The organism is Streptomyces orinoci, from assembly GCF_003121295.1.
GTDB classification, from domain to species: Bacteria; Actinomycetota; Actinomycetes; order Streptomycetales; family Streptomycetaceae; genus Streptomyces; species Streptomyces orinoci.
On sequence record NZ_PHNC01000029.1, the window covers coordinates 187,025 to 210,568 of the forward strand.

A 23,544-nucleotide genomic window follows, 5' to 3' on the forward strand; every position below is an offset into this window, starting at 1 on the left:
TCCTCCTTCCGGGGTCGTGCCGGTCAGTGTGCTTTCACTCCCCGCTCATTGCAATAGGGCGGCCGGGCTATTTGCATTCACCATCACAGCCGTTGCAAAAATTTACCGCCTTTGACCAGCGGATATACATAGAGCACCAAAGTCAACGCATTGATGGATCCATAAATGCAACATAGCTTTCACCTCATCCTGAACGCCGCCGGAGCGCCGCCCGAGCAGCCCTGGAAGAGGAGCCGGAAATGATCGACGACCGCACCCGCCCCGCCCCCACCGCCGTTCAGCATCTGCTGGACCGGGCCGTGGCCGAGCAGGGCTATCCCGGAATGAGCGCCGCGCTCCGCGAGGGCGAACGGCTCCGGTTCGGCTCCGCCGGAGCGGCCGACCTGCACAGCGGCCGGACCTGGCGGCCGGAGGACCAGTTCCGGATCGGGAGCATCACCAAGACCTTCACCGCCACCGTGGTCCTGCAACTGGCCGCCGAGCGCCGGCTGAGCCTGGACGACACCGTGGACCGATGGCTGCCGGGCCTGGTCCGGGGCAATGGCCACGACGGAACGGAGATCACCATCCGGCATCTGCTGGCCCAGACCAGCGGGATCTTCGGCTACACCCTGGACCAGGACTGGCTGGACCGGTTCTGGAGCCCCAATCTGCTGGAGCACCGCTTCGAGAAGGTGGCTCCGGAGGAGCTGGTAAGGATCGCCATGGCGCACCCGGCCGAATTCCGGCCGGGCCAGGGCTGGGGCTACTCCAACACCAACTTCGTACTGGCCGCGCTGATCATCGAGCGGGTGACCGGCGCGTCCTATGCGCAGGCCATCGAGCACCGCATCGCCCGCCCGCTGAAGCTCGCCAACACCTATGCCCCGGGGTACCGGACCGGCTTCCACGGCCCGCATATCCGCGCCTACTCCCGGCTGTCGGTGCAGGACCCGCAGGCCCCCACCCATGACATGACCGAGCTGAGCACCTCCTGGTCCTTCGGCGCGGGTGACATCGTCTCCACCGCCGGGGAACTCACCGCCTTCCTCGCCGCCCTGCTGGGCGGACGGCTCCTGAAGCCCGCGCAGTTGGCGGAGATGCTGACCATGTGCCGGGTCCCGGACGGCAGTTGGCTGGACGGATACGAGTACGGCCTCGGCCTCTCCTCGTTCACCCTGCCCGGCGGCACCACGGTCTACGGCCATGGCGGCGCCACCATCGGCACCTGGTCCTATCTCTATGGCAGCCGGGACGGCGGCAAGGTGATGGTCCAGGCCGTCAACGGCGACTGGGGGCCGCTCTTCCCGCTGTTCACCGAGGGCCTGGACACGGCCTTCTCCTCAGGCGGCCGTCTCCCGTAGCGCCGCCAGCCCCCGCAGCGCCTGCTCGGTGAACTCGTCCAGCGGATAGAAGAGTTCAATGGCCAGCTCGGACAGGGTCACATCGGCCGGCGTCCCGAAGGTGGCCATGGTGCTGAACATCGACAGCTCCCCCAGCGGCGTACGGAAGCGCAGCGGGAACTGGATCGGGCCCGGGCGCCCCACCGGGGCCCCGCCCGGCTCGTCCGGCAGTACGGGATAGGCGCTCACCTCCTCGTACAGCGCCGCGGCCGCCGGTGCGCCGGTGGTGTTCACCTCGCGCCGCAACCGGTCCAGGAACAGGGCCCGGACCTCACTCCGGTTGGCCAGCCGGGAGATCAGACCCTCCGGGTGCAGCACCATCCGGTACACATTGGGCCGCGGTTCCAGCAGATGGGACGGGATGCCGTCAAGGAAGACGGACATGGCGCGGTTGGCGGTGAGGACGTTCCAGCAGCGGTCCACCACCACGGCGGGGTACGGCTCATGCGAGGTGAGCATCGTGTCGAGGGCGGACCGGATGGAGGCCATCTCCTCCTCGTCCAGGCTGGTCTCCCGGTAGGCGGGGGCGTAATCGGCCGCCAGCAGCAGGGAGTTGCGCTCCCGCAGCGGTACGTCCAGGGCGGCGGCCAGGCGGAGCACCATGGCCCGGCTGGGGCGGGCGCGGCCGGTCTCCACACAGGAGAGATGACGGGCCGAGGTATCCGCGAGCAGGGCCAGCTCCAGCTGGCTCAGCCTGCGGCGCCGCCGCCACTCCCGTAGCAGGGAACCCACCCGTGACGCCTGCCCCGTATCCATGGCCGGAGCATAGCCAGCCGTCGATCACAGCGGCCATGACCTGGGAGGTCATTGAGGCCGGGACCCGCCGGGTGACACCGTCGGCCGGGTCAGGGCCGGACCAGTCCACCGGCCCCCGGATCGAGGAGACCCCCATGCCCGCCACGGCCACCTCCCGCCCCGCGGTCCGCCGCACCGCCGCAGAACCGCTGCGCACCGCCCTGTGGATCGACAGCTGGAGCACCGGCGCCTTCGGGGTGCTGCTGCTGGCCGGAGCGCCCTGGCTGAGCGGGCCGCTGGGCCTGCCGGTGGTCTGGTCCGTCCCCTTCGGCGTCGCCATGCTCGCCGGGGCCGCCGCCCTCGCCCTGCTCGCCCGCCGGCCGCGGATCCCGGCCCAGCCGGCACTGATGGTGGTGGCGGGGAACGCGCTGTCCTGTGCGGGCATGCTGGTGCTGGCCGGTACGGACCTCATCGCGCTCACCGGCGAGGGGCGGGCCTTCCTGGTCGTGGGCGCGGTGGTGGTGGCGGTCTTCGCGGAAGCGGAATATGTGGGCTATCGCCGTATGCGCAACGGGAGTTGACCTCGCTGCGCCGCCCTGCCGCCGCCCGGCCATGGGAACGCCCGGCGGGCCGTACACCGCGCATACGCACACGATGTACGGCCCAACCGGGCGGAGGCGTCAGATCAGCGCCCGCACCAGCCGGCAGGTGGTCTCGGACGGCCGGTGCACCCCGATCTGCTCGGCGACCAGCCGTATCCGCCGGTCGGTGGCACGGTCGGGGGTGTAGACGCCGGAGTGCAGCAGGGCGATGGCCAGCCGCATCGCCTTCAGGCGGCGGTTGTGCGACTCGTACCAGTCGCGCGGCTGCCCGGCGGGCATGCGTTTCTTGGGCAGGGTGGGAAGGGCGGGAAGGTTCGGCAGGGGTGTTGCGGCTACGGCCATCGACATCCTCCAGACGCGGTCGTGCACGCTTGCTCAACTCCCTCCATTTTACTGCCGGGCACTGACAATCGGCCCAGCTCAGACGGCATTTGACGGAGGTACGCGGTACCGTTTGCGGCATGGAGATCTGGATCAACCCGGCCTGTTCCAAGTGCCGGAGCGCGCTGTCCCTGCTGGACGCCGAGGGTGCGGACTACACCGTCCGCCGCTATCTGGAGGAGGTGCCGAGCGCCGAGGAGATCCGCCTGGTGCTCGACCGTCTGGGTCTGGAGCCGTGGGACATCACCCGCACCCAGGAGGAGGAGGCCAAGGAGCTGGGACTGAAGGACTGGCCCCGGGAGGAGGCGGAGCGGGAGCGCTGGGTACGGGCGCTGGCCGAGCACCCCAAGCTGATCCAGCGGCCCATCATCACCGCCGATGACGGCTCGGCGGTGGTGGGGCGTACGGAGGAGGCGGTACGGGAGGCGTTGTCCCGGTCGCGGGACTGACTGCGGGGCGGCGCCCGGTGCCCCGACAGGGGCGCGGGCGGCCCTCCCCCCGCCCGGCTCCGGCATGTTTCAATAGGGGGCATGGCCAGCCTCCAGAACTCCGCGAAGGGTCACAGCGACCTTGAGCCCTTCTGGCCTTCACGCCAGCATCACGACTTCGACCGAGTGTGTTGTCGCGCGTCCTCCGCGCAGGCCCACTCCTCTCGCTGACCCCGTCGAAGTCAGCCGCCGGTAACGGGTACCGGCCAAGGGCCCGCGCCAGTACGTCTCCTCGACGGCCTTACGCGCGAAAGAGCTGAGCCCTCCATGACCAACCTCCGCACCCTGCCCGCCCCGTCCGCCGCGCCCGCCGACCGTGCTGCCGCTCACCGGCACCGGCTGCGAGCCGTCTCCCCGGACGAGAGCGCCGCCCCGGCCGTCGTGCCGCCGGTGGCCGAGCTGCTGCACTCCGGGGCCACCTGGCTGCCCGCCCCGCAGCACACCCTGCCCTCGCTGCCCGGCCAGCCGCCGATGGTCGGCTATCTGGTGCTGGTCCCGGCCGAGCAGTCCGCCCCCCGGCCCGCCGGACAGGGGGACGCCCTGGTGAGCATCGACCCCGAGCAGCGCACCGCCCGGGTGGCCGGACGCCTGCTGGACCTGACATATCTGGAGTTCGAACTGCTGGCCCACCTGGTGGCCAACCCCAACCGGGTGCACACCCGCGACCAGCTGGTGACCACGGTTTGGGGCTATGGGCATGTGGGCGACGGCCGCACCGTGGACGTCCATGTGGCCCGGCTGCGCCGGAAGATGGGCCCCGAGCACCGCTCCTCGATCGTCACCGTGCGGCGGGTCGGCTACAAGTACACCCCGCCGGCCGCCTCCTGAGCCATCGCCGGGGGGTGTTGCCAGGTACACCCCCCGGCCTGGGGCTGCGCCCAGTGACCGGCCCCCGGCCGTACCGCAGACTTGAGCCGGCGACGGGGGGCAGCGGGCCCGCCCGCAGAGCTGGGAGAATGACTGTGAAGAGGTTCCGCGAGGCGGGCCTGGCCGCCGCGCGCGGTCTATGGCTGTCGCTCTATGGGCCGATCGGTGCGGTGCTCGTCTACACCTTCGCGGTGGTGTCCATCGCGCTGATACCGGTGGGGATCGGCCTCCTGGCCACCCCGGTCGCGCTCCGGGCGGTACGCGGCTTCGCCGGTCAGCGCCGGGCCCAGGCCAGGGCGTGGTCCGGGGTGGAGATCCCCTCCCCCTATCTGCCGGCGCCCCGGCGGCGGCCCGGCGTGCCGGGCCAGGTGGAACTCTGCTGGGCGCTGCTGCGGGACAAGGCCACCTGGCGTGACCTCCAGTGGCTGCTGGTGGATATGACCGCCGGCTGTCTGCTGGCCGTACTGAGCATGATCGGCTTCCTCTACACCCTGTGGGGCCCGGTGCTGGCCCTGGGCGTATGGAAGCCGATCGTGCACCACGGCGGCAACGAGTGGTTCCTGTTCATCCATGTCACCGGCCAGACCAGCGCCAACTTCGCGGCCGCCCTGGGGGTTTCGCTGGGGGTGCTCAACCTCTTCACCGGCCCGGCCCTGCTGCGCGCCGACTTCCGGCTGGCCAAGTGGCTGCTGGGCCCCACCCCGGAGCGGGAACTCGCCCAGCGGGTGGAGCGGCTGACCGAGACCCGGCATGACGCGGTGGACACCTCGGCCGCCGAACTGCGGCGCATCGAGCGGGACTTGCACGACGGTGCGCAGGCCCGGCTGGTGGCGGTGGGCATGAGCCTGAGCACCGTGGAGGCGCTGCTCGAGAAGGACCCGGCCAAGGCGCGGGAGCTGCTGGCCGCCGCCCGTACCACCTCCGCCGAGGCGCTGGGCGAACTGCGCGACCTGGTACGCGGCATCCACCCGCCGGTACTGGCCGAACGCGGCTTCGCCGACGCGGTACGGGCACTGGCGCTGCGGCTGCCGCTGCCGGTGGAGGTGGATATGCGGCTGCCGGGGCGGGCCGCGGAACCGGTGGAGGCCGCGGCGTACTTCGCGGTCAGCGAGCTGCTCGCCAACGCGGTCAAGCACTCGGGGGCGCGCCGGATCCAGGTGGACGCCGAGCACTCCGGTGGGATGCTGCGGGTCACGGTCACCGATGACGGGTGCGGCGGGGCGGACCTGGCCGGCGGTACCGGACTGCGGGGAGTGGAGCGGCGGTTGGGGGCGTTCGACGGGGTGCTGGCGGTCAGCAGTCCGCCGGGCGGGCCGACGATGGCCACCATCGAGCTGCCCTGCGCGCTTGCCGGCTGAGGGACGCACCACGCCTTGCCCTCTCCGAGGGGCTGAGGTCTCCTGCGGCGGCCGAGCGCCATTGGCGGCTGGGGGCGCGCCTGTCACAGTGGTTGCCATGACCTCAGAACTCGTCACCCTGCTCGGCCTCCAGCCGCATGTGGAGGGCGGATGGTTCCGTGAGACCTGGCGCACCGCCGCCACCGCCCAGCCCGAGGACTATGGCGGCGACCGGGCCTTCGCCACCGGCATCTACTTCCTGCTGCACCCCGGGGAGTCCTCCCGCTGGCACCGGGTCCGCTCCGACGAGGTGTGGCTGTGGCACCGGGGCGGCCCGCTGCGGCTGCGGCTGGGGGGTGACGGGCCACGCCCGGACGCCGCCACGGAGATCACCCTGGGCCCGGGGGTGGAGCACGGGGAACGCCCTCAGTTCCTGATCCCCGGCGGCACCTGGCAGGCGGCCGAACCGGCGGGCCCCGAGCCGGTGTTGGTCACCTGTGTGGTCGCCCCGGGCTTCCATTTCGAGGACTTCGAGCTCGACGAGCGGTGAGCGCCGGTGAGGGGCGCGGTTGAACCGGGTGGCCGGCCCCGGCGCACCAGCGGCCGATGGCACGATGGGGCGATCGTCCCTCCCAGCCTGGAGCCAGTGTGCGCGTAGTCCTTGCCGAAGACCTCTTCCTGCTGCGTGACGGCCTGGTGCGCATGCTTGAGGCATATGACTTCGAGATAGCCGCCGCCGTCGAGAGCGGTCCCGAGCTCAGCCGGGCGCTGGCCGAACTCCGCCCGGATGTGGCCATCGTGGACGTCCGGCTGCCGCCCTCCTTCACCGACGAGGGCCTGCAGTGCGCCCTGGAAGCCCGCCGGGCCGTCCCCGGCCTGCCGGTGCTGGTGCTCTCCCAGCATGTGGAGCAGCTCTACGCCCAGGAGTTGCTGGCCGATGGCAGCGGCGGCGTGGGCTATCTGCTCAAGGACCGGGTGTTCGACGCCGGCCAGTTCATCGACGCGGTCCGCCGGGTGGCCGCCGGCGGCACCGCCATGGACCCCCAGGTCATCTCCCAGTTGCTGACCCGCCGTTCACAGGATGCCCCGCTGGCCCGGCTGACGCCGCGCGAGCGAGAGGTGATCGAGCTGATGGCGCAGGGCCGCTCCAATGCCGCCATCGCCGGTCAACTGACCGTAACCGAGCGGGCGGTGGCCAAGCACACCTCGAATATCTTCGCCAAGCTGGGCCTGGAGCCCTCCGACGACGACAATCGCCGGGTGCTGGCGGTACTGGCGTATCTGGACCAGGGCTGAGCCGGTGCCGCACCGGCGGGAACCGGGGCCGGGGCGTCCCCTGGTCGCGGGTTCCGCTACCCTTCGCCACAATAAAACCGAATAGCGGAATAAAACCCCCGAAAATCGTGAAAAGCGCCCGGCAAGGGAGATGCGCTTATGCCGCAGTTCGACGCCTCCACCATCAGCAACCTCCGCGACCTCGGCGGCGTCGCGCTGCGTGGCAATTCCGCCGTCCGGCCGGGTCTGCTGCTGCGTTCCGGGGCGCTGGACCGGCTGGACCCGGCGGCCGACCCGGCGGTGGCGGCGCTGGGCATCCGTACCGTGGTCGATCTGCGTACCGAGCATGAACGGCGGGAGCGGCCGGACCGGCTGCCGCCCGGGGCCCGGCTGATCGTCGCCGATGTGCTCCCCGACGGCGTCTCCGGCGAGGCGGTGCCGCCCACCCTGGCCTCGGTGCTGGGCAGCCCGGTGGCGGCCGAGGAGCACCTGGGCGGTGGCAAGGCGGAGAAGCTGATGTGCGAGTCCTACCGGGCCTTTGTCACCTCCGAGGCCGCCTGCCGGGCCTATGGCCTGCTGCTGACCACCCTGGCCGAGCCGGACTGCGGCCCGGTGCTCTTCCACTGCACCGCGGGCAAGGACCGCACCGGCTGGGCGGCCGCCGTGCTGCTGCTGTTGCTGGGCGCGGAGGAGGAGACCGTGGAGCGGGAGTACCTGGCCGTCGCCCCGGCGGTAAGGCTCGCCTTCGCTCCCCTGCTGGACCGCTTCACCGCGGCGGGCGGCGACCCGGCCATCGCGGACGCCGTCTTCGGGGTGAGGCCCGCCTACCTCGCCGCCGCCCTGGAGGAGATGCGCCACCACTATGGCTCGGTGGAGGGCTATGTCCGCCTGGGCCTGGGCGTCCGGGGCGAGGCGGTGGACCGCATCCGGGCCCGCTGCGTCGCCTGAGGCTCGTACCCCCAAAGCCCTGCGGCCCGCTCGCCTCAAGGCCCTGCGGGCCCGCGCATCCCCAGAGCCCCGAGGCGCGCACCCCCAAGGGTGAGGTGACCATCCCACGATTCACTCGTTCTACGGACGTGTCGCTTTCCCTAGTCGATGTCGAGCAGGCCGAGGCCGCGCTGATCGAGCACTACCCGCGCCTGGTCCGCCTCGGGTATCTGGTCCTGCCGCCGACCCTGGGCCGCAACCGCCGGGTGCTCACCGCCCACGCCCTGGTGCAGCGGGCCCTGCCGCGCAACCGGGCCGACGCCCCCGAGCAGCCACCGCTCCCCTCCCCCCGGGGTCCCGAGGACCCCGGTTACGCCTATGTCCGCCAGCGGGTACTCAGGGCCGCCCTGCTGGCGGCCCGCCCCCGCGGCCGCTGGCGGTTGCCCCGTCAGCTGCCGCCACTGCTGCCCCAGGTGTGGGGGCTGCGGCTGTTCCCCCGGTCCGGCGGCGCCGATGAACTCGCCCTGGACCAGGCGCTGTCCACCCTCTCCGCGCCCGCCCGCGCCGCCTTCGTCCTGCGCGCCCTGGAGGCCCCCACCGACCGCGATGTACGGCTGCTGCTGGCCGCCGCCGGGGTGGACGATCCCGGCGCGGCGGTGGCCGAGGCACAGGGCGTCCGCACCCCGCCCGGCAGCCGGGACGCCTGTCTGCTGGAGTCGGTGGAGTTCGACGCCTGCACCCTCCAGGCCCGGCCCACCGATCTGATGCGCCGCCGCCAGCACCTCCGGGCCGGTGCCGCCGTGGTGGCCGCCGTGGCGGTGTGCGGGGTGCTGCTCGGCCTGCCCGACGACGGCTGGGGCCCCGGCGGTGCCGCCGCGCCCTACGCCCGTAACCCCGCCGTCCAACAGGCCCTGGACCCGGGTCAGTTGACCCGGGCCACCGCCACCGCCTGGACCCATGCCGACCGTCCCGGCTTCGCCAGCTGGCCCGCCCGGGGCAACCGGGTGGACGACCAGGCGCTGCTGCGCCGGGCGCTGGCCGTCTGGGCCGCTCCCGGCAGCCGGGTCCAGGTCACCGCCACCCCCGGCACCCCCACCGGCCCGGCCGCCGGCCCCCCGCAGCTGCTCTACGCGGGCGAGGTGGACTCGGCGGTGATCGTGCTGTTCCACGACGGCCTGCGGGTGGTGCGCTATGCCGAGGCCAGAAGCGGCGACACCGCCGCCGCCGCGCTGGACTTCGCCCGTACCGACGCCGCCGACGCCGACACCGCCGGGGCGGTGGTGGTCAGCCGCACCGATGGCAACGCCCGCTTTCTGACCGCCCCTTGGGTGTCCTCGGCCGGCACCCGCGATCTGCTCAACCCCTCCGGTGAGGAGCAGCCGCTGCACCAGGGCTCCGACGGGGTCACCGACCCGGTGCCCGGTCCGGCCGCCGCCGGCACCTGCCACAGCTGGCCCGCCGTCCAGCTGGGCAACCGCCTGGTGACGGACCTGGGCGAGCTGGTCCCGGCCCGGCTCACCACCGGCACCCCCACGGCCGAGCACGACGTCAACTCCCCCGCCACACGGGCGGCTTGGGCGCACACCGCCTGCCATCTGCAGACCGTACGCTCCCAGGGCATGCGCGAGATCAATATCTGGCCCTATGACGGTCAGCGGCTGCCCGGCCAGCCGGGCCAGGCCCAGTGGTACTGCACCCGGGGCGAGACCTGGCGGGGCGCGGGCAGCCGGGTGCTGGCCCAGTTCCAGCCGCCGGGCATCCGCCCGGGGGCGCCCGCCGCACTGGTGGCCCATGCCTCGGACTCCCCGGCCTGCGGCGCCCATGACCCCCATGTGCTGGCCGGGGCGCTGTGGAAGTCCCCGGCCGGCAAGTGGTTCGCGCTGGGCGCGGGCAGCGAGGACGTCACCTCCATCACCGCCACCGGCGGTGCCCATGGCACCGTCCAGGGCCCCGATCTGGCGCTGCCCGCATCCCCCGGCGCCCATGTGCAGCTCGGCGCCCGGCTGCCGGACGGCCGGAAGCTCGGCACCCTCAAGTGACGTGCCAGTAAACCAAGTTGCATCCCCGGGGAGGCCGCTGAGGACCGCCGTCTAGGATGCCCCCATGACGACCGGGGCACGCCGCAGGATGGACGTCGAGCAGCGACGCGAGCAACTGACCGCCGTGGCACTGGAACTGTTCGCCCGCCGCTCCCCCGAGTCCGTCTCCCTCGATGACATCGCCGGTGCGGCCGGGATATCCCGGCCGCTGGTCTATCACTACTTCGCCGGCAAGCCGGGGCTGTACCAGGCCGCGCTGCGCCGGGCGGCGGACGAGCTGACCGGGCTGCTCACCCAGCCCTGCGAAGGACCGCCCGGCAAGCGGCTGTTGACCACGCTCGGCCGCTTCTTCGACTTCGTCGAGGCCTATGGCCCCGGGCTGGCCGCGCTGCGCGGATCCACCGCGGCGGAGGGCCTGCTGGCAGAGGTGCGGCACACCGCCTACCGGCAGCTGCTGGCACAGCTGGAGGTCTCCGCGCCCGGCGCCCGGCTGGAGGTGGCGCTGCGCTCCTGGCTCTCCCAGGTGGAGACCACCGCCGCGCTCTGGCTGGACGGGCGCCGAATACCGCGCCCCGAGCTGGAGTTGCAGCTGGTGCAGGGCCTTGCCGCGCTGACGGCGGTGGGCGCGGTCCATGACGACGGCATGGCGGAACTGCTGCGCTCCCTGCTGGCCAAGGAGCCCGAGGACACCCCCTTCGGCCTGCTGGCCGCCCGGTTGGCGCCGCTGGCCGTGGGCTGACAGCACCCACGCCGGCCGGTCCCGAAAGTTTCTTGCAAACCCTTTCGCAAGAGATTTCAGACTGTTAACTTCCTCCTCAGCCCGGGCCGCCCGCCCCACCAGGACGGCCTTCGTGAAGAGGAGATCCGTATGCGAAGAGGCATATCGGTCGCCGCCGTCGTCGGTGTGCTGGCCCTGACCGCTACCGCCTGTGGGGGTGACGGGGGCAGTGGCAGTGACGGCGCCAAGGCGGCGAGCGACCCGGGCAGTGTCAGCGGCACCATCACCTGGTGGGACACCTCGGACGCCACCAATGAGGCACCGGCCTTCAAAAAGCTGGTGAAGGACTTCGAGGCCAAGTACCCCAAGATCAAGGTGGATTACGTCAACGTCCCCTTCGACCAGGCGCAGCAGAAGTTCAAGACCGCCGCCGCCACCGGCAAGGGCGCCCCGGACGTCCTGCGTTCCGATGTCGGCTGGACGCCCGGCTTCGCCCAGCTCGGCTACCTCAAGGACCTCACCGGCACCCCGGCCCTGGAGCACACCGACGACTTCCTCCCCGGCCCGCTGAAGAACGCCGCCTACCAGGGCAAGACCTATGGCGTCCCGGAGGTCACCGACACCCTGGGCCTGCTGTGGAACAAGGAGTTGTTCGCCAAGGCGGGCATCACCAAGCCGCCCGCCACCTGGCAGGAGGTCAAGGACGCCGCCAAGAAGATCAAGGACAAGACCGGCGCGGACGGCCTGGGCCTCAATCCGGACGGCTACTACTCGCTGCCCTTCCTCTATGGGGAGAACAGCGATCTGGTGGATGTGGACAAAAAGCAGATCACCCTCGCCGACGCCGCCTCCCGCAAGGGCATTGAGACCGCCGTCGATCTGATCAAGTCCGGTGCCGCGCCCAAGCCGGCCGGCACCGACGGCTACAACACCCTCAAGACCGACTTCAAGAACGGCAAGCTGTCGATGCTGATCGACGGCCCCTGGGCGACCAAGGAGATCTTCGGCGGGGACGCCTTCAAGCAGCACGACAACCTGGGCATCGCCCCCGTCCCGGCAGGCTCCACCGGCACCGCGGGGGCGCCGGTGGGCGGGCACAATCTGGTGGTCTACGCCGGGTCCGGGAACTTCGACGCCTCCTATCTCTTCGTCCGCTTTATGACCGGCACCGCCCAGGAGGAGTCGGCCTCCAACGCCATCGGGGTGCTGCCCACCCGGAAGTCCGCCTACAGCCCGCAAGTTCTTGCCGACCCGGTGCGCAAGTCCTTCCGGGACGCGCTGGACAAGGCCCGTATCCGGCCCCAACTGCCGCAGGGCGGCGATCTGTTCACCGACTGGCTCAAGCACTACACCCAGATCCTCACCCTGCGCGAGGAGCCCAAGGACGGGCTGGACGCCACCGCCAAGGCCTGGCACTCCACCCTGCTCAAGGACTACTCGGTCCAGGAGTAGCCACCGATGACCGCCACCGCCGCGACCACCGCGCGCTTCAGCCCGCTCGCCCGGGCCAGACGCTCCTTCGACACCCACTGGTACGCCTGGGCCATGGTGCTGCCGGTGGTGCTGGTCCTGGGCGTCCTGGTGGGCTACCCCCTGGGCCGGGGCATCTACCTCTCCTTCACCGACGCCAATGAGGCCAATGTCGGCCGCACCATCGGCGTCAACCACATCCCGTCCACCTACCGCTTCGTGGGCCTGGACAACTACTGGAAGGTGCTCTCCGGCCAGGAGGGCCACTTCTACGGTCGGCTGGCCTGGACCGTCGTCTGGACCGCCTCCTGTGTCCTGCTGCACTACCTCCTGGGCCTGGGGCTGGCGCTGCTGCTCAACCGCAAGATGCGCTTCCGGGCGCTGTACCGGGTGCTGCTGATCCTGCCCTGGGCGGTGCCCGCCTTTGTCGCCACCTTCTCCTGGCGGCTGATGTTCAACGAGAAGTACGGCGTCTTCAACGCCCTGCTGGACAAGCTGGGCGTGGGCGCCGTGGACTGGCTCGGTGACTCCACCCTCCAGAAGATGGCGGCGGTGGCGGTCAATGTCTGGCTGGGCGTCCCCTTCATGATGGTGGCCATCCTCGGCGGACTCCAGGCGATCCCGGCCGAGTTGCATGAGGCGGCCGAGATGGACGGTGCCTCGGCCTGGCAGCGGTTCCGCCATGTGACCCTGCCCGGCCTGCGGCCGGTGAGCGGCACGGTGATCCTGCTGGGCACCATCTGGACCTTCAATATGTTCCAGGTCATCTATCTGCTGATCGGCGCCGGCGCGGACTCGGACTCGGAGATCCTGGTGACCTACTCCTACCGGCTCGCCTTCCAGGGCATCCGCGACTACGCGGGCTCGGCGACCTACGGCATTCTGATCCTCTCCCTGCTGCTGGTGTTCGCGGTCTTCTACCGCCGGATGCTGGCCCGCCAGGAGGCCGCCCGATGACCGCACGCAGCCGCGGGGAACGTTCCCGGGGCGCCTCGGTGGCCCTGCACACCACCCTGATCGCCGCCTCGGCCATGGCCGTCTTCCCCGTCCTTTTCATCGTCTTCGTCTCCCTCCGCGGCCGCGACGGCTGGCAGCAGCCCACCCGGCTGACCGGCTTCGGTATCGCCAACTACCGCCATGTGCTGGGCCAGACCGAGTTCCTCACCTGGTTCGGCAACTCGGTCCTGGTGGCCGTGGGCGCCACCGTGCTGGGCGTACTGATCGCGGCCACCGCCGGGTACGCGGTGTCCCGGATGCGCTTCCCCGGCCACCGGCCGCTGATGTGGACCTTCCTGGTGGTGCAGATGTTCCCGATGGCGGTGCTGATCGTGCCGCTGTACAACATCCTCGGACAGCTGCAACTGCTGGACAGCTATGCCGGGTTGATCCTCACCTACTGCTCCGTCTCGGTGCCCTTCTGCGCCTGGATGCTCAAGGGCTACTTCGACTCCATACCGGCGGAGATAGACGAGGCGGGCCGGGTGGACGGACTCACCCCCTTCGGCACCTTCTGGCGGCTGATCCTGCCGCTGGCCCGCCCCGGCCTGGCGGTCACCGCCTTCTACTCCTTTATCACCGCCTGGGGTGAAGTGGCCTTCGCCAGCCAGTTCATGAGCAGCGAGGAGCACTACACACTGGCGGTGGGACTGCAGACCTTCGTCGGCCAGCAGAAGGCGGAGTGGGGCCTGATGACCGCGGCCGCCGTCCTGATCACCGTCCCGGCCGGCATCGTCTTCTTCCTGGCCCAGCGGCACTTGGTGGCCCGGCCTCACCAGTGGCGGCACAAAGGGATAACCAGCGTGTGGGCAGTCGTTCCGCAGGGCGGAACGGGTGGGCACACGCCCCCCACCGGCCCGCACCCGGCACCGAAACCGCAAGCACCCACGAACAGGAGCCCCGTGACCCACCCGGTAACAGCGCAATCCACCGAGAACACCCGCGCGGACAGCGCATGGTGGCGCGACGCCGTCATCTACCAGATCTACGTCCGCTCCTTCGCGGACAGCGACGGCGACGGCATCGGCGATCTGCGCGGAATCCGTGGACGGCTGCCATACCTCAAGGAACTCGGCGCGGACGCCATCTGGCTCACCCCCTTCTATGCCTCCCCCCAGGCGGACGGCGGCTACGACGTGGCCGACTACCGCACCGTGGACCCCCTCTTCGGCACCCTCTCCGACGCCGACGACCTGGTCCGCGAGGCGCACCGCCTGGGCTTGCGGGTGATCGTGGACATCGTCCCCAACCACACCTCCGACCAGCACCCCTGGTTCCAGGCCGCGCTGGCCGACCCCGGCGCGCCCGAGCGGGCCCGTTATCACTTCCGCCCCGGCCGCGGCGCCGAAGGCGAACTCCCGCCCAATGACTGGGAGTCGGTCTTCGGCGGCCCCGCCTGGACCCGTACCGCCGACGGCGAGTGGTATCTCCACCTCTTCGCCCCCCAGCAGCCGGACCTCAACTGGGACAGCCCCGAGGTAAGGGCCGAGTTCGACTCGGTGCTCCGCTTCTGGCTCGACCTGGGCGTGGACGGCTTCCGGATCGATGTGGCACACGGCATGGTCAAGGCGCCCGGGCTGCCCGACATCGGCCGTAAGGAACAGGCCAAACTCATCGGCTCCCAGGTGCTGCCGTTCTTCGACCAGGACGGGGTGCACGAGATCCACCGTTCCTGGCGCGCGCTGCTGGACTCCTACCCCGGTGAGCGCATCGGCGTGGCCGAGGCCTGGGCCCCGGACGCCGGGCGGCTGGCCCGCTATGTCCGCCCCGACGAGCTGCACCAGGCCTTCAACTTCCACTTCCTCACCTGCGAGTGGGGCGCCGAGCCCATGCGCGCGGTCATCGACGAGTCACTGGCCGCCACCCGCTCGGTGGGCGCGCCCACCACCTGGGTGCTGTCCAACCACGATGTGGTCCGCCACCCCACCCGCTATGGCGGCGGTGAACTCGGCGGGCGCCGGGCGCGGGCCGCCGCGCTGCTGATGCTGGCGCTGCCCGGCTCCGCATATGTCTACCAGGGCGAGGAGTTGGGCCTGCCGGAGGTCACCGAATTGCCGGACGAGGTGCGCCAGGACCCGGCGTTCTTCCGGGGGGACGGCCAGGACGGCACCCGGGACGGCTGCCGGGTCCCGCTGCCCTGGTCCGGCGAGAGCGCCCCCTATGGCTTCGGGCCGGGCGGCAGTTGGCTGCCGCAGCCCGACTCCTGGCGGGAGCTGTCGGTGGCGGCCCAGTCCGGTGACCCGCGTTCCACTCTGGAGCTCTACCGTTCCGCGCTGGCCCTGCGCCGTCGGCTGCCGGGCCTCGGTGACGGCGAGATGACCTGGCTGGACGCCCCCGAGGGGGTGCTGGCCTTCGCCCGTCCCGGCTTTGTCTGCACCCTCAACACCACCGGCGCCCCCGCCGAACTGCCCGTACCGGGACGCCCGGTGCTGTCCAGCGCGGCCCTGGAGTTCACCGGGGGCGCGGTCCGGCTGCCCGCCGACTCCTGCGTCTGGTGGGAACTTTGAGATGCGCCCGGTACAGTCACCTCCCGTGACCGCCCGGCTAGCCGATATCGCAGCCCAGGCGGGTGTCAGCGAAGCGACCGTCAGCCGCGTCCTCAACGGCAAGCCGGGGGTGGCGGACTCCACCCGCCATCTGGTGCTGGCCGCGCTGGATGTGCTGGGGTACGAGCGTCCGGTCCGGCTGCGGCAGCGCAGCGCCGGACTGGTCGGGCTGATCACCCCCGAGCTGGAGAACCCCATATTCCCGGCCTTCGCCCAGGTGATGGGCCAGGCCCTGACCAGACAGGGCTATACGCCCGTCCTGGCCACCCAGACCCCGGGCGGCTCCACCGAGGACGAGCTCACCGAGATGCTGGTGGACCGGGGCGTGGCCGGGATCATCTTTGTCTCCGGACTGCACGCGGATACCTCGGCCGATATGCAGCGCTATGCCCGGCTGCGCGCCCAGGGGGTGCCCTTCGTCCTGATCAATGGCTTCTCCGCCGAGGTCAGGGCGCCCTTTGTCTCGCCCGACGACCGGGCGGCCATGCACCTGGCCGTCACCCATTTGGCCGCACTGGGCCACCGCCGCATCGGACTGGCCCTGGGCCCCCGGCGCTATGTGCCCGTACAGCGCAAGATCGAGGGCTTTCTGGCCGCCATGGAAGACCAGCTCGATACGGGCAAAGCGAGCGCGGGGCAACTGATCGAGCACTCACTGTTCACCCTGGAGGGTGGTCAGGCGGCCGCCGCCGCGCTGCTGGACCGGGGCGCCACGGCGGTGGTCTGCGCCAGCGACATGATGGCTCTCGGCGTGATCCGGGAGGCCCGCAGACGCGGACTTCAGGTCCCCCGGGATGTCTCGGTCGTCGGCTTCGACGACTCCCCGCTCATAGCCTTCACCGACCCTCCGCTGACCACCATCCGCCAGCCCGTGCAGTCCATGGGGCAGGCGGCGGTGCGGGCGCTGCTGGAGGAGATCGGCGGCGAGAGCGCCGCCCATGGCGAGTTTGTCTTCCTGCCCGAGTTGGTGGTTCGGGGTTCAACCGCCTCGGTGCCCAAGGCCGGACCGGCCGTGCCAAGGGCCGGTACGGGGGCCGGTACGGGGGCCGCGAATCCGGCCGAAAGCCATCAAGCCCCTACGTAGGGACGATCTGCGGACGTCCGCCGTCTGGCACACTCTTGGCCTATGGGTGAAGCGACAGCAAGGACCCTGCACGACCGGACGGCCGCTCCGCCACCCACCGAGGACCATGCGGACCGGCCGCCCACGCGGCGGCCCGTGCTCCGGAGACTGCGCACACCGCGCCGACCGAGGCTGTGGTTCGAGATCCTGCTCATCGCGGTCAGCTACTGGCTCTACTCCCTTGTGCGCAACGCCGTTCCGGAACAGCGGGACGCCGCGCTGCGCAACGCCGACTGGATCTGGCAGGCCGAGCGGACCCTGCACATCGCCGCCGAGTACAGCGTCAACCAGGCCATGAACTCGGTGACCTGGCTGATCGTGGGGATGAACTACTACTACGCCACCCTGCACTTCGTGCTCACCATCGGTGTGCTGGTGTGGCTCTACCGCTGGCACCCCGGCCGCTATGCGGCGGCCCGGCTGGCCCTGTTCGCCACCACCGGTGTGGCACTGATCGGTTACTATCTGTATCCGCTCGCTCCACCCCGGCTGATGAACGGGGTGGGCTTTATCGACACCGTGATGGTGCACCACACCTGGGGTTCCATGGCCTCGGGGAATCTGGCCGATGTCTCCAACCAGTACGCGGCCATGCCGTCCATGCACATCGGCTGGTCCACCTGGTGCGGCCTCACCATCGCCACCCTGGCCAGGCCGCTGTGGGTACGCGTCCTCGGCCTGCTCTACCCCGTGCTCACCCTGCTGGTGATCGTCTCCACCGCCAACCACTTCTGGCTGGACGCGGTGGGCGGCCTGCTCTGCCTGGCCTTCGGCTTTACGCTGTCCTACCTCTGGTACGGGGCCTTCCCCTTCCGCCTGGCCCGCCAGGTGAGCAGCCGAGCGGTGGCGAGCAACGCGAACGCGCCCCGCTAGGGGCGCGGGTCCGGCCTCCCGCGTCCGGAACCCCTACCCCCTCCCGTAAAACCACTCCTCCACCACACCCCGCGCCCGCCGCGTAACCCTCCGGTAGTCGTCCAGCATGTCGCCGACATGCCCGGGCTCGTACCCCAGATATCGCCCCACCGCCGCCAACTCCCGTGGATCACCCGGGAAGGTGTCCCCGGCCCGGCCGCGCACCAGCATCACCGCGTTGCGCACACTGGTCGCCAGCACCCAGGCCTCGTCCAGCATCCTGGCCTCCTCGGCCGGGATCAGCCCGGCCGCACGGGCCGCCGCCAGCGCCTCCCTGGTACGCGTGGTCCGCAGCCCCGGCTCCGCCCAGCCGTGCCGCAGCTGCAACAGCTGGACCGTCCACTCCACATCGGACAGCCCGCCACGCCCCAGCTTGGTGTGGGTGGTGGGATCGGCCCCGCGCGGCAGCCGTTCGCTCTCCATCCGGGCCTTCAGCCGCCGGATCTCGCGCACCGCGTCCTCGCCCAGCCCCTCCGCCGGATACCGCAGCGGATCGACCAGCTCCATGAACCGGCGGCCCAACTCCTCATCGCCTGCCACCGGTTCGGCCCGCAGCAGGGCCTGGCTCTCCCACACCAGCGACCAGCGCCGGTAGTAGGCCGCGTACGAGGCCAGGCTGCGCACCAGCGGCCCCGACTTGCCCTCCGGGCGCAGGTCGGCGTCGATCAGCAACGGCGGGTCGGTGGTGGGCAGTTGCAGCAGCCGCCGCATCTCATTGGCCACCGCGAACGCCGCCTTGGCGGCCTCCTGTTCGTCCACGCCCTCCCTGGGCTGGTGGACGAACAGCACATCGGCGTCCGAGCCATAGCCCTGCTCGCGCCCGCCGAAGCGCCCCATGCCGATCACCGCGAACCGGGTGGGCAGCGTCTCGCCCCACTGGCCCCGTACGGCGGCCCGCAAGGCACCCGCGATGGCGGCCGCGTTGAGATCGGAGACGGCCTGTCCCACCACATCCACCCGGGCTCCGTAGTCCCGTTGGCCGCCCCCGTTGCCATAGGCGCCGATGATGTCCGCCGCACAGGTACGGAACAGCTCCCGCCGGCGTACCCCGCGCACCGCGACGATCGCCGCCTCGGGGTCCTCGGCCCGGCCCACCGCGGCCAGCGTCTCCTGCTCCAGCGCCTGGCGGTCGCGGGGGCGCAGCCCCTCCTCGGCGCCGAGCAGCGCCACCGCCTCCGGGGCCCGCAGCAGCAGATCCGGTGCCAGCCGCCCGGCCGAGAGCACCCGGGCCAGATTCTCCGCGGCCGCCCCCTCGTCCCTCAGCAGCCGCAGATACCAGGGCGTTTTGCCCAGCGCGTCCGAGACCTTGTGGAAGTTGAGCAGCCCGGCGTCCGGGTCCGCGGAGTCCGCGAACCAGCCCAACAGCACCGGCAGCAGCGTCCGTTGGATGGCCGCCTTACGGGTCACCCCCGAGGCCAGCGCCTCCAGATGCCGCAGCGCGGCCGCCGGATCCGCGTACCCCAGCGCCTGCAACCGCTGCCCGGCCGCCTTGGGGCTCAGCCGGATCTCGCCCGGCTCCAGCTGGGCGACCGCGTCCAGCAGCGGCCGGTAGAACAACTTCTCATGCAGCCGCCGCACTTCACGAGCGTGCCGCCGCCACTCCTTGCCCAGCTCGGCGACCGGTTCGGTACGGAAGCCCAGCGACCGGCCCAGCCGCCGCAGTTCGTCCTCCGCCTCCGGCACCAGATGGGTACGGCGCAGCCGGTGCAGCTGGATCCGGTGCTCCATGGTGCGCAGGAATCGGTACGCGGCGTCCAGCGCGGCCGCGTCCGCCCGCCCCACATACCCGCCCGCCGCCAGTGCGGCCAGCGCCCCCAGGGTGCCCGGCTTCCGCAGCGTGGCGTCGCTGCGCCCGTGCACCAACTGGAGCAGCTGCACGGCGAATTCCACATCCCGCAGCCCGCCCGGCCCCAGTTTGAGCTCCCGCTCCACATGGGCGGCCGGAATGGAGGCGATCACCCTCCGGCGCATCTGCTGGACGTCCGCCACGAAGTTCTCCCGCTCCGCGGCCTGCCACACCAGCGGCGTCACGGCCTCCATATACCGCCGCCCCAGCTCCGCGTCGCCCGCCACCGGGCGGGCCTTGAGCAGCGCCTGGAACTCCCAGGTCTTGGCCCAGCGTTCGTAGTACGCCAGATGACTGGCCAGGGTGCGCACCAGCGGGCCATTGCGCCCCTCCGGCCGCAGATTGGCGTCCACCGGCCAGATGGTGCCCTCCGGTGTCACCTCCGAACACACCCGCATCATCCGCGAGGCCAGCCTGGTGGCGGCCCGCAGCGCGGCCCCCTCCTCCGTGCCCCCATTGGCCTCGGCCACAAAAATCACGTCCACATCCGAGACGTAATTCAGCTCCTGCCCACCGCACTTGCCCATCCCCACCACGGCCAGCCGGCACCGCGCAGCGTCCTGAGGCTGCTCCTCGGCGGCGATGGCCAGCGCGGCGCGCAGGGTGGCGGTGGCCAGGTCGGCCAGCTCCGCCGCGGTCTGGGCGATGTCGATGGTCCCCGTGACGTCCCTGGCCGCGATCATCAGCAGACAGCGCCGGTAGGCGGCGCGCAGCGCGTCCGCGGGCACCAGCCCGCACTCCCGCCCCAGGGCCGCCCCCTCGGCGAGGGCGCGCTCGAATTCCTCCGTACCCGGGTGGAGATCCTCCTGCTCGAAGGCGATCAGCGCCCGCCAGTCCCCCGGGTGCCGCGCCAGATGGTCCCCCAGCGCCTCCGAGGCGCCGAGCACCCCCAGCAGCCGGTCCCGCAGCGGCTTGGCCGACACCAGGGTGTCCACCAGCGCCCGCCGCTCTTCCGGCGGCAGCACCTCCAGCAGCCGCGCCAGCCCGCGCAGCGCGAGATCGGGATCGGCGGTGGCCCCCACCGCCTCCAGCAGCACCGGATCCTCCCGCACCGCCGCCAGCTCGTCGGCCGCCAGCAGCCGCTCGGCCGCCGTGAGATCGGCGAACCCGTACCGCACCAGCCGGGTGAAGGTGCTGCTCCTGCGTCCCGGCACCGTCATTCCGCCGCCTCCAGGCTGACCATGTCCGATCAAGGGCTTCGGCCCACCAGCCTATCCGGGACCGGGGCTAGTGGTAGCGGGGCAGGTCGCCGGTGTGGATGGACCACTCGCCGATGGCGACTTCCTCGCCGTAGCCGAAGTCCGTCCGGTGCGTATACCGGGGGCGACCGCATGAGTCCCGGCGGATACGGGAGAGGACGGCACCTTCACCGTGGTGTGGGTCGAAGATCGCGTAGACCGGGATACCGAGCAGCGGGTAGTCCCGCAGCTTGCCGACCCAGTCGTTGTCCGGTCTGGAAGCGGACACCACCTCGATGACGGCGAGAAGAGTGCGCGGATCGAAGGCACCCTGCCCCGCCATATCCGGCTCGGCGACGACGATGACATCCGGGCGGCGCAGCACGCCCTCGCGCACATTCTCCACGTCGGGCGACCCGGCATGGGCCACCAGCCCGCTGGGGAGAACCCGCTCCAGGCGGCGGCTGACCCGATGCACCGTCAGCGCATGGGCTCGTTGCGGCACTCCCAAGTCATGGACGATCCCTTCCGCGGTGATCTCCAACTTGCCGGGCACACTGCCCCGCACCCGCTCCACGGCGTCCCGCATCAGTGTGTAGTGACTGCGGCGCAGGGCCACGCGCTCGGCGTGCTCGGCGCGACCTGGGACGATCGCCATGACGCTCGCTCGCCCTTCCTCCTCAACGGCCTTGGCCGACAGGCGGTTTACCGGGCTCATGGTAGAGGCCCTGTGAGGACGCCTCCCACCACCGGACGGCCCCCGGCCGTCCGCCGCGCATACTGGTACGCCGCGATCAGCAGCCCCCCACCCCACACCAGAAACTGCGGAACCCCGTACACCACGATCCAAGGGCTGAAGATGCCGTCGTCCTCGAAGTCACCGAAGGTCTGCCAGGCGGCCCAGCCGGTGTAGACCAGCAGGAAGGCCGCCACGATGAAGGCCGTGGCCGCCAGGGTCCGGCGCGGTACGGGACGGCCCGCGAGAAGGGGCACCCAACCGGGAAACACCTGCCCCCAGGGCCGCACCAGGCTCAGCGCGAGGACTCCGGCCAGGAGGGCCATAACGCTCAGCACGGAAAGGTACGGTCCGCCGCCCTGCGCGTACCACTGATGGAACTTGTCCTTGTGGGCCCAGAGGGGAATGCCCATCGCCCATGCCGCGTGCAGGGGGATGAACCCCACGGTCGCCGAGAGGGCGGATGCGTAGGCGGCCCAGCGGGCCAGGCGCGACGGCGGCTGGGCGTCGCCGGTGAACTCTGCTGACATGGGGGAACGCTCTCACCGGCACCGGCCCGCCGCCCACCGTCCGCGGGCTGAAGCGGGCTCCTGCTCACCGGTGATTTCCGTGCCGAACTTCTCCGGCGAACGGGGGAGTTCATCATCCTGGCGCAGGATCCTCACAGGCCCAGCAGCTCGGCCAGCGTCCCCCCGAGGACCCGTTCACGCAACTCCCCCGACCCGGTGGCACGTTCAACGGTCAGCCGGGCCAGCACCGGGTCGCCATAAGGGGCGTCGGAGCCGAATATCGTCCGGTCCGGCACCTCGCTGATCGCCAGCCGTACCGAGAAGACGATATTGGCCGTGGACAGCTCCAGGAACACATTGGGAGTGGCCTTGGCCAGCTCAATGGCGTTCAGCCAGTGCACACCGCCGAGTTGGCTGATCACCAGGGGCACGGCCGGGTAGCGGCGGGCCAGTCCGCCCAGGGTCGCGAGGTCGTCCCCGGTGGTCGGCGCGGCCCCATGCACCACCACCGGCAGCCCGCCATGATCGGCGGCCGCCCGCAGCACCGGTTCGATCAAGGCCGCCTGGCCGGGCGGCGGGGTGAGTTCACCAATGCCCCGGTAACCCCGCCCGGCCACGTCCCGCTCCACCACCGACGCGATCTCCTCATCCCCCGGCCCCAGCCGGACCGAACGGAAACCGATGAACCGGTCGGGATGCGCGGCCAGCGCCTCGTCCAGTTCCCGCCATGCGGCCTCGTACCCGTCGGACTCCCCGGCCCGGCCGCCCATCGCCTTCGCCAGCACCCCCATCTCCCGCCGCAGCGAGGCCAGATCAACGGCCCGCTCCGGGTGCGGCCGGGTGGCGAACAGCACCGCCTTGTCCACCCCCGCCTCGTCCAGCAGCGCGAGGTGGCTCTCCACGGGGTCGTGGACATGGCTGTGAGCGTCGATGATCACTGGTTCTCCTCCTGGTCAACGGGGTCTGGACGCGGCCCGGAACCCCGGAATACTGCCGCGAGCCAAGTGTTGAACCCTGACACAGTGTCAAGGTCAACTCCTCACCCCCACCGAAACGAGAACCCCATGCTGATAGGCCAGCTGGCCCGCCGCACCGGAACCAGCGAGCGGCAGCTCCGCTACTACGAGCGCGTCGGACTGCTCACCTCCACCCGGCAGCCCAATGGCTACCGCACCTATGACGCCACCGCCGAACAGACCGTCGCCCGGATCCGCGCCCTGCTCGCGGCCGGCCTGCCGACCCAGCTGATCCGCCAAGTCCTGCCCTGCGCAAGCGCGGACGGTTCCCTGCGCCCCTGCCCCGGAGTGCTGAAGAATCTCCGCACCCAGCTGACCCGCCTGGACGAGCGCGCCGACGAACTGGCCCGCGCCCGGGAAACCCTGCAACGGGCCATCGCCCACGCGGAGACCGCCGGGTAGCCGCGCCGCTCGGAGGCGGATTTCCTTACCCTCCGGGCCGCCTTCCGGCACGGATTTCC

22 protein-coding genes and 1 pseudogene are annotated in these 23,544 nt (G+C 71.3%); 17 read left to right on the forward strand and 6 right to left on the reverse strand.

The annotated features are described in order from the left end of the window. The first annotated feature begins 239 nt into the window (after nt 1-239). Nucleotides 240-1,343 (forward strand): serine hydrolase domain-containing protein, encoded by a 1,104-nt coding sequence (locus tag CV755_RS15495; RefSeq protein ID WP_109280828.1) that lies wholly within the window; start codon nt 240-242, stop codon nt 1,341-1,343. Here the strand turns inward: CV755_RS15495 and CV755_RS15500 are convergent. Continuing rightward, nucleotides 1,323-2,138, reverse strand: a complete 816-nt coding sequence (locus tag CV755_RS15500; protein ID WP_109280829.1) for a helix-turn-helix transcriptional regulator — start codon at nt 2,136-2,138, stop codon at nt 1,323-1,325. The two genes, CV755_RS15495 and CV755_RS15500, sit on opposite strands and share 21 nt — an antisense overlap. A 35-nt stretch (nt 2,139-2,173) precedes the next feature. On the opposite strand from CV755_RS15500, the gene CV755_RS15505 reads away from it, so the two are divergent. Next, nucleotides 2,174-2,698 (forward strand): hypothetical protein, encoded by a 525-nt coding sequence (locus tag CV755_RS15505; RefSeq protein WP_241561227.1) that lies wholly within the window; start codon nt 2,174-2,176, stop codon nt 2,696-2,698. A gap of 99 nt (nt 2,699-2,797) precedes the next feature. Here CV755_RS15505 and CV755_RS15510 read toward each other — a convergent pair whose 3' ends face one another. Next, entirely contained in the window at nt 2,798-3,067 is a 270-nt protein-coding gene (locus tag CV755_RS15510; RefSeq protein ID WP_109280830.1) for a hypothetical protein, read from the reverse strand. Nucleotides 3,068-3,180: 113 nt separating this feature from the next. On the opposite strand from CV755_RS15510, the gene CV755_RS15515 reads away from it, so the two are divergent. From CV755_RS15515 to CV755_RS15575, 14 genes and pseudogenes are all read left to right on the forward strand, one after another. Then, nucleotides 3,181-3,549: an arsenate reductase family protein gene (locus tag CV755_RS15515; RefSeq protein ID WP_109280831.1), complete on the forward strand. Its 369-nt coding sequence runs from the start codon at nt 3,181-3,183 to the stop codon at nt 3,547-3,549. Between the two features lie 306 nt (nt 3,550-3,855). Further along, a complete protein-coding gene (locus tag CV755_RS15520; protein ID WP_109280832.1) occupies nt 3,856-4,416 on the forward strand; it encodes a winged helix-turn-helix domain-containing protein in 561 nt (186 codons plus the stop codon). Between the two features lie 128 nt (nt 4,417-4,544). Next, nucleotides 4,545-5,813: a sensor histidine kinase gene (locus CV755_RS15525; RefSeq protein WP_109280833.1), complete on the forward strand. Its 1,269-nt coding sequence runs from the start codon at nt 4,545-4,547 to the stop codon at nt 5,811-5,813. Between the two features lie 97 nt (nt 5,814-5,910). Continuing rightward, the gene (locus tag CV755_RS15530) at nt 5,911-6,342 is read left to right on the forward strand and encodes a cupin domain-containing protein (RefSeq protein WP_109280834.1); all 432 of its coding nucleotides are present in this window, start codon (nt 5,911-5,913) and stop codon (nt 6,340-6,342) included. A 98-nt stretch (nt 6,343-6,440) separates the two neighbouring features. Further along, entirely contained in the window at nt 6,441-7,088 is a 648-nt protein-coding gene (locus CV755_RS15535) for a LuxR C-terminal-related transcriptional regulator (protein ID WP_109280835.1), read from the forward strand. Nucleotides 7,089-7,226: 138 nt separating this feature from the next. Beyond that, nucleotides 7,227-8,015, forward strand: coding sequence for a tyrosine-protein phosphatase (locus tag CV755_RS15540; RefSeq protein ID WP_109280836.1), 789 nt, complete (start codon nt 7,227-7,229; stop codon nt 8,013-8,015). Between the two features lie 128 nt (nt 8,016-8,143). Then, entirely contained in the window at nt 8,144-10,033 is a 1,890-nt protein-coding gene (locus tag CV755_RS15545; RefSeq protein WP_338323663.1) for a hypothetical protein, read from the forward strand. A gap of 64 nt (nt 10,034-10,097) precedes the next feature. Next, nucleotides 10,098-10,772 (forward strand): TetR/AcrR family transcriptional regulator, encoded by a 675-nt coding sequence (locus CV755_RS15550; protein WP_109280838.1) that lies wholly within the window; start codon nt 10,098-10,100, stop codon nt 10,770-10,772. 129 nt (nt 10,773-10,901) lie between these two features. Next, nucleotides 10,902-12,203: an extracellular solute-binding protein gene (locus tag CV755_RS15555; RefSeq protein WP_109280839.1), complete on the forward strand. Its 1,302-nt coding sequence runs from the start codon at nt 10,902-10,904 to the stop codon at nt 12,201-12,203. 6 nt (nt 12,204-12,209) lie between these two features. Continuing rightward, nucleotides 12,210-13,178, forward strand: coding sequence for a carbohydrate ABC transporter permease (locus CV755_RS15560; RefSeq protein WP_109280840.1), 969 nt, complete (start codon nt 12,210-12,212; stop codon nt 13,176-13,178). A 74-nt stretch (nt 13,179-13,252) separates the two neighbouring features. Further along, nucleotides 13,253-13,975 (forward strand): annotated as a pseudogene (locus CV755_RS36715) (sugar ABC transporter permease); the annotation flags it as partial. A gap of 144 nt (nt 13,976-14,119) precedes the next feature. Beyond that, nucleotides 14,120-15,724, forward strand: a complete 1,605-nt coding sequence (locus CV755_RS36165) for a glycoside hydrolase family 13 protein (protein WP_241561330.1) — start codon at nt 14,120-14,122, stop codon at nt 15,722-15,724. A 25-nt stretch (nt 15,725-15,749) separates the two neighbouring features. After that, nucleotides 15,750-16,847 (forward strand): LacI family DNA-binding transcriptional regulator, encoded by a 1,098-nt coding sequence (locus tag CV755_RS15570; RefSeq protein ID WP_241561228.1) that lies wholly within the window; start codon nt 15,750-15,752, stop codon nt 16,845-16,847. Between the two features lie 42 nt (nt 16,848-16,889). After that, nucleotides 16,890-17,759, forward strand: a complete 870-nt coding sequence (locus tag CV755_RS15575; RefSeq protein ID WP_109280843.1) for a phosphatase PAP2 family protein — start codon at nt 16,890-16,892, stop codon at nt 17,757-17,759. A 33-nt stretch (nt 17,760-17,792) separates the two neighbouring features. On the opposite strand, the gene CV755_RS15580 is transcribed toward CV755_RS15575, so the two are convergent. The 4 genes from CV755_RS15580 to CV755_RS15595 all read right to left on the reverse strand — a co-directional run bounded on the left by CV755_RS15580 (nt 17,793) and on the right by CV755_RS15595 (nt 23,005). Then, nucleotides 17,793-20,804, reverse strand: a complete 3,012-nt coding sequence (locus CV755_RS15580) for a bifunctional [glutamine synthetase] adenylyltransferase/[glutamine synthetase]-adenylyl-L-tyrosine phosphorylase (RefSeq protein WP_109280844.1) — start codon at nt 20,802-20,804, stop codon at nt 17,793-17,795. A 67-nt stretch (nt 20,805-20,871) separates the two neighbouring features. Continuing rightward, nucleotides 20,872-21,480, reverse strand: a complete 609-nt coding sequence (locus CV755_RS15585; RefSeq protein WP_109280845.1) for a Uma2 family endonuclease — start codon at nt 21,478-21,480, stop codon at nt 20,872-20,874. 56 nt (nt 21,481-21,536) lie between these two features. Continuing rightward, nucleotides 21,537-22,088 carry a hypothetical protein gene (locus CV755_RS15590; protein WP_109280846.1) on the reverse strand — a complete coding sequence of 184 codons (552 nt, stop codon included), beginning with the start codon at nt 22,086-22,088 and terminating at the stop codon, nt 21,537-21,539. 131 nt (nt 22,089-22,219) lie between these two features. Then, a complete protein-coding gene (locus tag CV755_RS15595) occupies nt 22,220-23,005 on the reverse strand; it encodes an amidohydrolase family protein (protein WP_109280847.1) in 786 nt (261 codons plus the stop codon). Between the two features lie 126 nt (nt 23,006-23,131). On the opposite strand from CV755_RS15595, the gene CV755_RS15600 reads away from it, so the two are divergent. After that, nucleotides 23,132-23,485, forward strand: coding sequence for a MerR family transcriptional regulator (locus tag CV755_RS15600; RefSeq protein WP_109280848.1), 354 nt, complete (start codon nt 23,132-23,134; stop codon nt 23,483-23,485). The last annotated feature ends 59 nt before the right edge of the window (nt 23,486-23,544 follow it).

Bases quoted from the DNA above. Each gene is read 5' to 3' on its own strand.
- CV755_RS15505 (WP_241561227.1), top strand. From the start codon at position 2,174: ATGACCTGGGAGGTCATTGAGGCCGGGACCCGCCGGGTGACACCGTCG.
- CV755_RS15575 (WP_109280843.1), top strand. From the start codon at position 16,890: ATGGGTGAAGCGACAGCAAGGACCCTGCACGACCGGACGGCCGCTCCG.
- CV755_RS15500 (WP_109280829.1), bottom strand. From the start codon at position 2,138: ATGGATACGGGGCAGGCGTCACGGGTGGGTTCCCTGCTACGGGAGTGG.
- CV755_RS15550 (WP_109280838.1), top strand. From the start codon at position 10,098: ATGACGACCGGGGCACGCCGCAGGATGGACGTCGAGCAGCGACGCGAG.
- CV755_RS15525 (WP_109280833.1), top strand. From the start codon at position 4,545: ATGACTGTGAAGAGGTTCCGCGAGGCGGGCCTGGCCGCCGCGCGCGGT.
- CV755_RS15600 (WP_109280848.1), top strand. From the start codon at position 23,132: ATGCTGATAGGCCAGCTGGCCCGCCGCACCGGAACCAGCGAGCGGCAG.
- CV755_RS15510 (WP_109280830.1), bottom strand. From the start codon at position 3,067: ATGTCGATGGCCGTAGCCGCAACACCCCTGCCGAACCTTCCCGCCCTT.
- CV755_RS15540 (WP_109280836.1), top strand. From the start codon at position 7,227: ATGCCGCAGTTCGACGCCTCCACCATCAGCAACCTCCGCGACCTCGGC.
- CV755_RS15560 (WP_109280840.1), top strand. From the start codon at position 12,210: ATGACCGCCACCGCCGCGACCACCGCGCGCTTCAGCCCGCTCGCCCGG.
- CV755_RS15555 (WP_109280839.1), top strand. From the start codon at position 10,902: ATGCGAAGAGGCATATCGGTCGCCGCCGTCGTCGGTGTGCTGGCCCTG.
- CV755_RS15515 (WP_109280831.1), top strand. From the start codon at position 3,181: ATGGAGATCTGGATCAACCCGGCCTGTTCCAAGTGCCGGAGCGCGCTG.
- CV755_RS15585 (WP_109280845.1), bottom strand. From the start codon at position 21,480: ATGGCGATCGTCCCAGGTCGCGCCGAGCACGCCGAGCGCGTGGCCCTG.
- CV755_RS15590 (WP_109280846.1), bottom strand. From the start codon at position 22,088: ATGTCAGCAGAGTTCACCGGCGACGCCCAGCCGCCGTCGCGCCTGGCC.
- CV755_RS15520 (WP_109280832.1), top strand. From the start codon at position 3,856: ATGACCAACCTCCGCACCCTGCCCGCCCCGTCCGCCGCGCCCGCCGAC.
- CV755_RS15495 (WP_109280828.1), top strand. From the start codon at position 240: ATGATCGACGACCGCACCCGCCCCGCCCCCACCGCCGTTCAGCATCTG.
- CV755_RS15530 (WP_109280834.1), top strand. From the start codon at position 5,911: ATGACCTCAGAACTCGTCACCCTGCTCGGCCTCCAGCCGCATGTGGAG.
- CV755_RS15580 (WP_109280844.1), bottom strand. From the start codon at position 20,804: ATGACGGTGCCGGGACGCAGGAGCAGCACCTTCACCCGGCTGGTGCGG.